Below are 8,059 nucleotides of genomic sequence, written 5' to 3'. Positions count from 1 at the left end.
TCTACGGCTCCCTGGGCACTGCAGGCGTCCCCGGGCTGGAAGCATTTGCCGGCTTCAATCAGGGTTCGATCGGAGACCCGATCCTGCTGCTGGGCATCGTCAACGGCACGAAGAACCGGCAGTTTACCGAAGAAGCGCAGATCGCCGTCGATACCGATGCTTTTAGCCTGATCAGCGGCGTCTACTACTTTAACGAGGACATAGACGTCGCCACGCTCGGCCCGACCGCGGCCTTTGCTCAGGTGGCGCCGAACTTCGTGGTTCCGGGCCCCTTCGTCAAGCCGGGCATCGTCAAGAACAAGTCCTATGCAATCTACGGCCAGGCCACAGCTCATATTTCCGAGACTCTCGACATCAACGTGGGCGGTCGCCAGACCTGGGACGATCGCTTTGCCTACAACCTCTTGCCTGAGCCTTTCGAGACGAAGCAGGACAAGTTCACCTATCTCGTCGGTCTGGACTACAAGCCAAACGACGATGTGCTGGCTTATATCAAATACAGCACGGGTTATGTGTCGGGCGGCGTCATGAACGGCGTTGAATATGCGCCTGAAACAGCCAAGTCCGTGGAAGGGGGCGTCAAGGCGGATCTGCTCGATCGCCGCCTACGCCTGAACGCTGCTGTCTATCATACGCGCTTCGGCGGGGTGCAGTTCATCTCCTTTGACAATGGTGTCCAGATCCAGAAGAATGCGGGCAAGGCCAAGTCGACCGGCGGAGAGCTTGAAATCACTGCCCAGCCTTTGCCTGGCCTGACACTGAATGCTGCCGCCGGGTATTCGGACTTCAAATATACCGAGATTGATCCCGCTATCGGTTCGATCGATACATTCCAGCCGACGTTCCGCCCGAGCTGGACTGGCAATGCGGCCGCGACCTACGAACTTGTGGAGTTTTCGAACGGTGCCGTGCTTTCGTTGCGCGCTGACGCGCAATACACCAGCAAATATGATATGGTAGCGCACCGCACGGCCCTTTCCGTCGCTCCGTCGCGCTGGATCCTGGGGGCCCGAGCATCGATTGATGATATCGATCTTGGCGGGACGAGAGCAAAGTTGTCCGTTTGGGGGCGCAACCTGACCAACAACCGGTCGCCAACGTTTTCAGCGACGCTTGGCCTGCTGGACGCGGCCCTCTTCGAGGCGGCGCGGACCTATGGTGTGGATCTTGGCTTTTCCTTTTGAGGGGCGCGTTGCAAGGCGTTCCTGAAGAATGATGCGGATCTCCCGGCGCAGGGGACCTCAATGGTCCCTGCGCATCGAGAGGCCGTGCAGAGGAGACAAGAGCGGTTCCGGGAGGAGGGTTGTTTGCTTGCAGAATCGTCAGAGCGGCTGAACCAGGCACCACAGGGGTAATGTGGCCGTGCGGCGGCGTCCCGGAACGGCAAGGGAGACAGGTATCCGTGATGGTCGAGCTGACGGGGCCGTGATTGCAGGCCGACTGTCATGATGAATATTACTTTTGATCGCCCTGTTGTCTGGGCAGCCGAATTGCCGTCCCCTGCGGGGCAGGGCGCCGGCACACGCAAGGCGTCGTGCATTGCAGCAGCGATGTCGAATGAATGGCAAGATGCGCTCTGCAAGCAGCTCCATCGCGCCTTCCCAGGGCAATGGTGAGCTTGTCCTTGCAGATGCCGTCAGGAAGTGCGCTGATCCCGCACATCTGTTCAGCAACCGTGGCGCAGGACAGATAGGCTGTTTCAGCCGCCTGTTCGTTGGGCCGGAATTGCACAGCCTTGTCGGGTGCCGGCTTAATCCCCACTGTTGAGGTGATCGCAGTTCCAGCGAAGCTCTGAATCTGCGAAGGCGGGGGATCAACGCCCCGGTTCAGCCGGCGTCGGGGCCAGGAAATATTGTCACCGCGCATGCCGCGACCATAGGCCATGCCGTTGATGGACGATCCTCCGCCCAGCACCTTGCCGCGCGGCATGTACATCTGCCGTCCGCCTGCATGCTTCTCATTTCGCTCTGGAGCCGGATACGTCTAGACTATGGACATTTATGAATTATATGTGCATACTATGATCATAACCGAAGGGAGAGACTGCAATGGCCCACCCGGTTGCTCAGCCAAATACCGGCGCCTCTGCTACCGATCTTAGCGGGCCGGCGCTGCGGGCCTTCTTTGGTCTGGCTAAGGCATGGAAGCTGTCCGAGGAAGAGCAGATGAAGCTGCTTGGTCTCGCCAGTCGGTCAACCCTCCACGCCTGGAAGGCCGGCCGCGTCAGCAAGATCAGCCGCGATACGCTTGAGCGGATCTCTTACCTGCTCGGTATCTTCAAAGCCATCAACATTCTGCTGCCGGATCAGGCTCGAGCCGATGCATGGATGCGGGCTCCTAACAGCGCTCCACTGTTTGGCGGCAAAAGCGCCCTTGATCGCATGATATCGGGCAATGTCGGGGATCTTTACGTGGTTCGCCAGTATCTCGACGCTCAGCGGGGATAGGATGACCAGCAGGACTGTATCCTTGCCGCCTCTCGCGGCCACAGGCTGGTTCGTCTATCGCATCGTGCCGTCCATCTTTCCCCCGGTGTCGATTTTCGATCGGATTTCCAGTCCCGCAGACCTTGAGGCCGTGTTTGCCGTTGAGGCGATGACCAATGACAGGCTGCGGGAAGAGGTGGGGGATATCACCCTTGTCCCGGTGGAGGAGCGTGTCACTGGGCCGGGCTCAACCCCGATCATGGCCGCCTTTACCCATCTCAATCCTGAGGGCGGCCGTTTCACCGATACTACCTTTGGCGCCTACTATGCTGCCCTTGAGATCGATACGGCGGTCGCTGAAACCAGGCATCACCGCGAAGAATTCCTCAAACGCACCAACGAGGCCCCGATCGACATCGATATGCGGGTTTACATCGCCAGGCTGGACGGCGACCTGCATGACCTGCGCAACGGCCACGTTCCGGCCAGCGTCTATGATGCAGACGACTACAGCTTCAGCCAGAAACTCGGCCGGATGCTGCGGAGCGATGGATCCAATGGCGTCATCTACCACAGCGTCAGGGCTGAGAACGGCACCTGCGTTGCCGTCTATCGTCCTCGCTGCCTGTCAGGCTGCCGACAGGAACGCCACCTGACATACCGCTGGGATGGCCAGGCCATTTGCCAGATCTACGAGAAACGGGAATACCAGGCCTCCCGAGTTCCTTAAGCGCCGGGATAAAAGCCATACTTCATTCCGAATTTTTCCGCTGCGTTTAGCACTTGCGGGACAACGGCCTCACCCTGAGTGAGCCTCCGGGTGACAATGGCAATTATGCAGGAGGAAGGCAGTCATGGGCCAGATGCCGGCCAGACTGAACCGGCCGGTATCTTCTGGACTGCGCCAGATGAAGTGATCGGTCTGCAGGAAGCGCAAGCGCTTGGCGAAGCCGGCCCCATCGCCGGCCAGAGCTTTCGCTGGTCATCGCCTCAAGCTGGGACGAGCTCATATTATGGAACTGAACCCTGCAGAACCAAGCCACACAAGCTGCATCATCGACGTGCTCCAGACCGCGCTTAGGGATCGCGCACTCCAAGTCGGCAAAAACACTGCGCACCCAATACGGATAGTTTGCGTCTCAGGCGCATTTCTCACCCAAGAATCTTCTCAAACGGGCATTCAGTAGTGGTATCGAAGCTGCGCGATATCAAACTGTTGCTGCTGGCGCTTCCCGGTGACCCTGTAGACCATACGATGCTCATCAGTGATGTGTCGGGACCACCAACCCTGAAGATCCCCTTTCAGTCCTTTAGATTTGCCGCGTCCTTTAAAAGGTTCGCGTTGAGCCGCTTCGATCAACTCATCGACACGATACAGAATTCTTTCACCATCGCTGTGGCTCTGCCGATGCTGATCATCTTCCCACGCTTCATCTGAAAAAAGGAATATCAAAGTGCAACGTCTCGCTCTTGGCCGGATCCCGCCTCAAGTTGGTCCATGGAACTGCACAGTCGGCGCGCATTGCTGGGGCTACGGAGGAGATAAAATGTCTCCTGAATAGCATTGTAATCATCGAGTGAAATCATCACCGTTGCTTCGTTCTTTTCTCGTGTGATGACCACAGGTTCCCGGTCATGGATAACACGATCCATGAGCTTTTTCAGGCTACCTCGAGCATCCGTATAGGTCATGACGTCCATGTCATTCTCGAGCGTCTATAAAAGACATTATGCACGGAATTCTGTACGTTTTAACTGATTAAGAATCCTGTTACTATTTACTAGCCCGTTTGGTGACGGCAGGAATCACAGATCATGGAAACGGTTGCGCCTCAGTTCGCGCAACACGTCGAACGATGCCGGCCCAGCTTCTCAGCCATGATATCAACGCTGATCTTTGCGACCCGCCATCGTTCGATCTTACGCCGTTCTTTCAAACTGATGTGAGAATAGGTCCGCCGAATATGGGGAGGCATGGATCGCTCCTTCGTGCGCTAAGCCATTGAGATGGCCCAAAAGTCGCACCTGGAAATAGAATCTACCCCCTTAAAAATGTGTCCCTGCAGTTTAGAAAAGACACTGTTTCGGCTAGATAGAGATGTCACGGTTCTGATGCAGCAGGGCTGGCGCGGTGCAAGGCCTTGCACCGCGCCAGCCCTGCTGCATTCTCAGTGGCGTCCGGCCAACCTTGGAGCAGTCTCGGCTGGTGCGGGCCCTCGAAGTGAGGGACGACCGCGCTTGCGCTTCATAGGTGGTACTTCGCTCCGTTCGGGCTGAGGAAACAGGTGAGTGCGCTGCGATCGACGGGAAGGTTGGCTGGTGTTGCGCCGTCTTTCCGGCAGATGGTCCTGCAGCAGCCGTGCCATGCTCAGCGCCGCATCCAGATGCTTGTTCTCGACGATTGCGGCGTGGTTCACTTGCCGGATCTTGTCGAAGATCCGGTACGGGAGGACATGCCCTGCGTATCTGATCTCGAGCCGTCCATCCGGGAACTCGCAAACCTCGACACGCTTGCCGGCCACGGTCTGACTGATCTGGTTGGGCTCGAGGATGAAAAGCGCCTTGTTATAATGCAGCGTCAACGCTGATGTGACCGTGCGCTGTTCGCGCCAGACCATCTCAGCCTTCAGATCTTCGTGGGGGGCGAGGGGCCGGTGAAGATCCCGCGGATCAAGCGGCGCCTTGGCAAAGCGGGCATTGTGCTGCCCCATGTACTGGGGCAGGAAGGCATTGGCTTGTGCAATTGTCGAGATGCCTTCCAGGCGCATCGCCTTGACCAGGCGATCCTGCAAGGTCGCGTTGGCGCGCTCAACTCGCCCCTTTGCCTGCGGCGAGTTTGCACAGATGATCTCGATGTTCAGCGCCTCCATAGCCCGGCCAAAGTGCGTCATTCCATCTCTGAGGGCTGAAGCATTGGCGCTGCGGAACACAGTGTGCTTGTCCGAATAAAATGCCACCGGCTTGCCATGCCTCTCGATGTACTCCCGGGTCGCGTCCATATAGGCGAAGGTATTCTCGCTCTCGACCATCTTGAGCTGCATCAGTTCGCTGGTTGCATCGTCGATATAGACGAGCAGGGTGCATTGCGGGCCACGATCCTCGAACCACCAGTGCTTCGATCCGTCCACCTGGATCAGCTCTCCGCGGCAATCCCGGCGATACCGAGGCTGATAGGCCCGCGGACGCCGGGCAGCGCGATCTTTCCATAGACCATCCTGGATCATCCACTGGCGCAGCGTCTCGTGCGAGATCGAGATGCTGTGCCGTGCGGCGAGATACTCGGCCGCCAGCGTCGGACCGAAATCATGGTAGTGCTCACGGACCAGGCCAAGTGCTCGAGCACGCAAGTCCTGCTTGAAGGCACGGTTGCTTGGCCGGCCACGCTTCCACGACACCAGCGCCTCAGGGCCTTCCGTGCGCAGCCGTCCAAGCAGGCGATAAACCTGGCGTCGACAAACACCCAGCAGCATAACGGCATCTTCAATGCGCAGGTCGCCGCGTTCAAGGCGACGCAGGGTGTCGTAGCGTGAAAGCTCGCTATGGCTCATTGCTATCACCGTCATCAGCGCGTCCTCCTGCCATGCAGGAGACCATGCCACGAAGGCCCGCAAGACGCCCCGGTTGTGACATCTCTAACTTGCGGGGAGTGACATCTCTAAATTGTCCTTACAACCCCCTTAAAAATGAAACTCGGATAATATGCATTATGTTAATATTACCAAGTCTCGATCAGCCGTGCGGCATTTCCTGTATCGGCATGTTGGCCGATCAGGCCTGGCTTTTCAGCTGCGGGTTCTGTCCGTCACACACCGTTGGGGACTCGTTCCGAGGCCGTGGCGGTAAGCATCCGGTCTGATCGATAGACCGCGCTTCTATAAATCATCTTTTGCTGCTAAAATGATCTGTAGAACGGCTCTGATCGATCATGCTCTGGGACTGGCAACTCTCTGACTGGCCCCATTTCACATATGATTTGGCACAGCTGCGTCATGCGGAGGAGCGATTCCTTAAGGGCATCGGCGTCATTGTCGGAGCCATGGACCATCTGGATGGTGAGGCTCGGCAAGGGGTCGTCATTGAATTGATCTCTCAGGAAATGGTCGACAGCTCAGCCATTGAAGGGGAAGTGCTGCACCGAGCGAGCGTCCAGGCGTCCCTGGCACGACAGCTCGGCTTTGAAGCTGACAGGCGGCGAGCCGATCCAGCCGAAGCCGGGGCGGCAGAACTGATGGCAGACCTCTATCGGCGCTACGCTGAGCCGTTGACCGACCAGCAATTGTTCGACTGACACAAAATGCTGATGAATGGCCGCCGAGACCTTGCGGATATTGGCGCTTATCGCACCCACGCCGATCCCATGCAGATTGTCTCGGGTGCCCTCCATGCACCCCGTGTCCATTTCGAGGCACCGCCCTCAAGGCAGGTGCCGGAGGAGATGAGGCGCTTCATTGCCTGGTTCAATGATAGCAGCTCATTGGGCAGCGCCCCTTTACCTGCCGTCACGCGTGCAGCGATTGCCCATCTCTGGTTCGAGACAATCCATCCGTTCGAGGATGGCAATGGCCGCCTCGGCCGCGCTCTTGCGGAGAAGGCTCTGGCGCAAAGTCTTGAGCCCCCCACGCTGACCGCGCTTGCCGTGACAATCAACCGCCATCAGAAGGCCTATTATGCTGAGTTGCAACGAGCCAGCCGAAGCAACCAGATCGATGGCTGGATCAAATGGTTTGCGGACATCGTGCTGGAAGCGCAGGCGCGTACAATCGAGCATATCCGCTTCCTGATCGAGAAGACGCGGTTGCTTGATCGCTTGCGCGGTCGGATCAATGCGCGGCAGGAAAAGGCGCTGCTCCGGCAGATGGCCGGAGGGCCGGATGGCTTTGCTGGAGGGCTGAGCGCCCACAACTACCGCACGATCACCGATGCAGCATCGGCCACCACGACACGTGATCTCGCCGATCTCGTTGAACTCGGGGCATTGGCGAGGGTCGGCGAGCGGCGTCACGCGCGCTATTATCTCACTATTACTACACGAGAGAGGCTGCGATTAGACGGGAAGGCAAAAGACCGCGCCTGATGCAGGGAGGCAGCCAGCTGGACTCCATTTTCATATCGCGGATTTGGCCTTGGAAAAGTTCGCAAGGCGGGCTGCAGGATCCCCTCCTCCATGTCGACGTGCAGCAATACCCCTGTGCCGCCTGGCGCAGGATGGCAGCGCTCTGCTGCTGACTGAGCGTTGGTGCTTGGAATTTCCCAAAATCCTGCCTGCGCGCGCAGGCCCGAGCCGACCTTCACGTTCCAGGTCCGACGGCAAGGAGCCGCTGGACGCGAAGCTGTCGACGCTGATCTCGTCATCAATGCGCTCGGACGTACAGTTGACGGTGGATCCGACTGACTTGCGGTCCGGTGGATCGGCCAGAACGCGGGTAAGGGCACAATCGTAACCGTCTGATACCAATTGCCTCTCCCCTAGAACATTTAGTCTTGCGTGGCCCTGCGGCCACGGGCTTGCCTGCGGCCGGGGGGCGTGCCTCCTCCCCGGAGCCATCCCTCGCCAGGGTCCGCGACGTGCCACACGCGCGAAGGCCGGAGCAACGGCTGCCTCCCCCAACGCCGGCCAGGCGCCCGAGGGGCGG

Annotated in this window: 8 protein-coding genes and 1 pseudogene; 4 read left to right on the top strand and 5 right to left on the bottom strand. The window is 58.6% G+C overall.

What is annotated here, in order from left to right; all coding sequences use genetic code 11:
• On the top strand, positions 1–1,184 hold a 1,184-nt coding region (locus VIG90_RS07145; protein WP_331592801.1), incomplete at its 5' end, for a TonB-dependent receptor.
• Positions 1,185–1,455: 271 nt separating this feature from the next.
• Here VIG90_RS07145 and VIG90_RS07140 read toward each other — a convergent pair.
• Positions 1,456–1,935 carry a GMC family oxidoreductase N-terminal domain-containing protein gene (locus VIG90_RS07140; protein ID WP_331592800.1) on the bottom strand — a complete coding sequence of 160 codons (480 nt, stop codon included), beginning with the start codon at positions 1,933–1,935 and terminating at the stop codon, positions 1,456–1,458.
• A gap of 113 nt (positions 1,936–2,048) precedes the next feature.
• Between VIG90_RS07140 and VIG90_RS07135 the strand changes: the two genes are divergently transcribed.
• Both VIG90_RS07135 and VIG90_RS07130 read left to right on the top strand, forming a co-directional pair.
• Positions 2,049–2,447 carry an MbcA/ParS/Xre antitoxin family protein gene (locus VIG90_RS07135; RefSeq protein ID WP_331592799.1) on the top strand — a complete coding sequence of 133 codons (399 nt, stop codon included), beginning with the start codon at positions 2,049–2,051 and terminating at the stop codon, positions 2,445–2,447.
• A 22-nt stretch (positions 2,448–2,469) separates the two neighbouring features.
• On the top strand, positions 2,470–3,156 hold the full coding sequence (locus VIG90_RS07130; RefSeq protein WP_331592797.1) for an RES family NAD+ phosphorylase: 687 nt from the start codon (positions 2,470–2,472) through the stop codon (positions 3,154–3,156).
• Positions 3,157–3,606: 450 nt separating this feature from the next.
• Here the strand turns inward: VIG90_RS07130 and VIG90_RS07125 are convergent, their stop codons facing one another.
• The 4 genes from VIG90_RS07125 to VIG90_RS07115 all read right to left on the bottom strand — a co-directional run bounded on the left by VIG90_RS07125 (position 3,607) and on the right by VIG90_RS07115 (position 5,989).
• The gene (locus VIG90_RS07125) at positions 3,607–3,879 is read right to left on the bottom strand and encodes a Txe/YoeB family addiction module toxin (RefSeq protein ID WP_331592796.1); all 273 of its coding nucleotides are present in this window, start codon (positions 3,877–3,879) and stop codon (positions 3,607–3,609) included.
• Positions 3,876–4,127, bottom strand: coding sequence for a type II toxin-antitoxin system prevent-host-death family antitoxin (locus VIG90_RS07120; protein WP_331592795.1), 252 nt, complete (start codon positions 4,125–4,127; stop codon positions 3,876–3,878). The genes VIG90_RS07125 and VIG90_RS07120 overlap by 4 nt, the downstream gene beginning before the upstream one ends.
• A 131-nt stretch (positions 4,128–4,258) precedes the next feature.
• Complete coding sequence (locus tag VIG90_RS19850; protein WP_414695476.1) at positions 4,259–4,402, bottom strand: helix-turn-helix domain-containing protein; 144 nt, start codon at positions 4,400–4,402, stop codon at positions 4,259–4,261.
• Positions 4,403–4,594: 192 nt separating this feature from the next.
• Complete coding sequence (locus tag VIG90_RS07115; protein WP_331592794.1) at positions 4,595–5,989, bottom strand: ISNCY family transposase; 1,395 nt, start codon at positions 5,987–5,989, stop codon at positions 4,595–4,597.
• Positions 5,990–6,351: 362 nt separating this feature from the next.
• Here VIG90_RS07115 and VIG90_RS07110 point away from each other — a divergent pair.
• Positions 6,352–7,500 (top strand): annotated as a pseudogene (locus VIG90_RS07110) (Fic family protein).
• The last annotated feature ends 559 nt before the right edge of the window (positions 7,501–8,059 follow it).

Origin of the sequence: Pedomonas sp. (assembly GCF_036515995.1) — a bacterium.
Lineage (GTDB): Bacteria > Pseudomonadota > Alphaproteobacteria > Sphingomonadales > Sphingomonadaceae > Pedomonas.
This window is presented reverse-complemented; position numbering and strand designations above follow the sequence as displayed.

What these genes read in the sequence shown, in the direction of transcription:
- VIG90_RS07135 (WP_331592799.1), top strand. Translation starts at nt 2,049, where the DNA reads ATGGCCCACCCGGTTGCTCAGCCAAATACCGGCGCCTCTGCTACCGAT.
- VIG90_RS19850 (WP_414695476.1), bottom strand. Translation starts at nt 4,402, where the DNA reads ATGCCTCCCCATATTCGGCGGACCTATTCTCACATCAGTTTGAAAGAA.
- VIG90_RS07115 (WP_331592794.1), bottom strand. Translation starts at nt 5,989, where the DNA reads ATGACGGTGATAGCAATGAGCCATAGCGAGCTTTCACGCTACGACACC.
- VIG90_RS07140 (WP_331592800.1), bottom strand. Translation starts at nt 1,935, where the DNA reads ATGTACATGCCGCGCGGCAAGGTGCTGGGCGGAGGATCGTCCATCAAC.
- VIG90_RS07120 (WP_331592795.1), bottom strand. Translation starts at nt 4,127, where the DNA reads ATGGACGTCATGACCTATACGGATGCTCGAGGTAGCCTGAAAAAGCTC.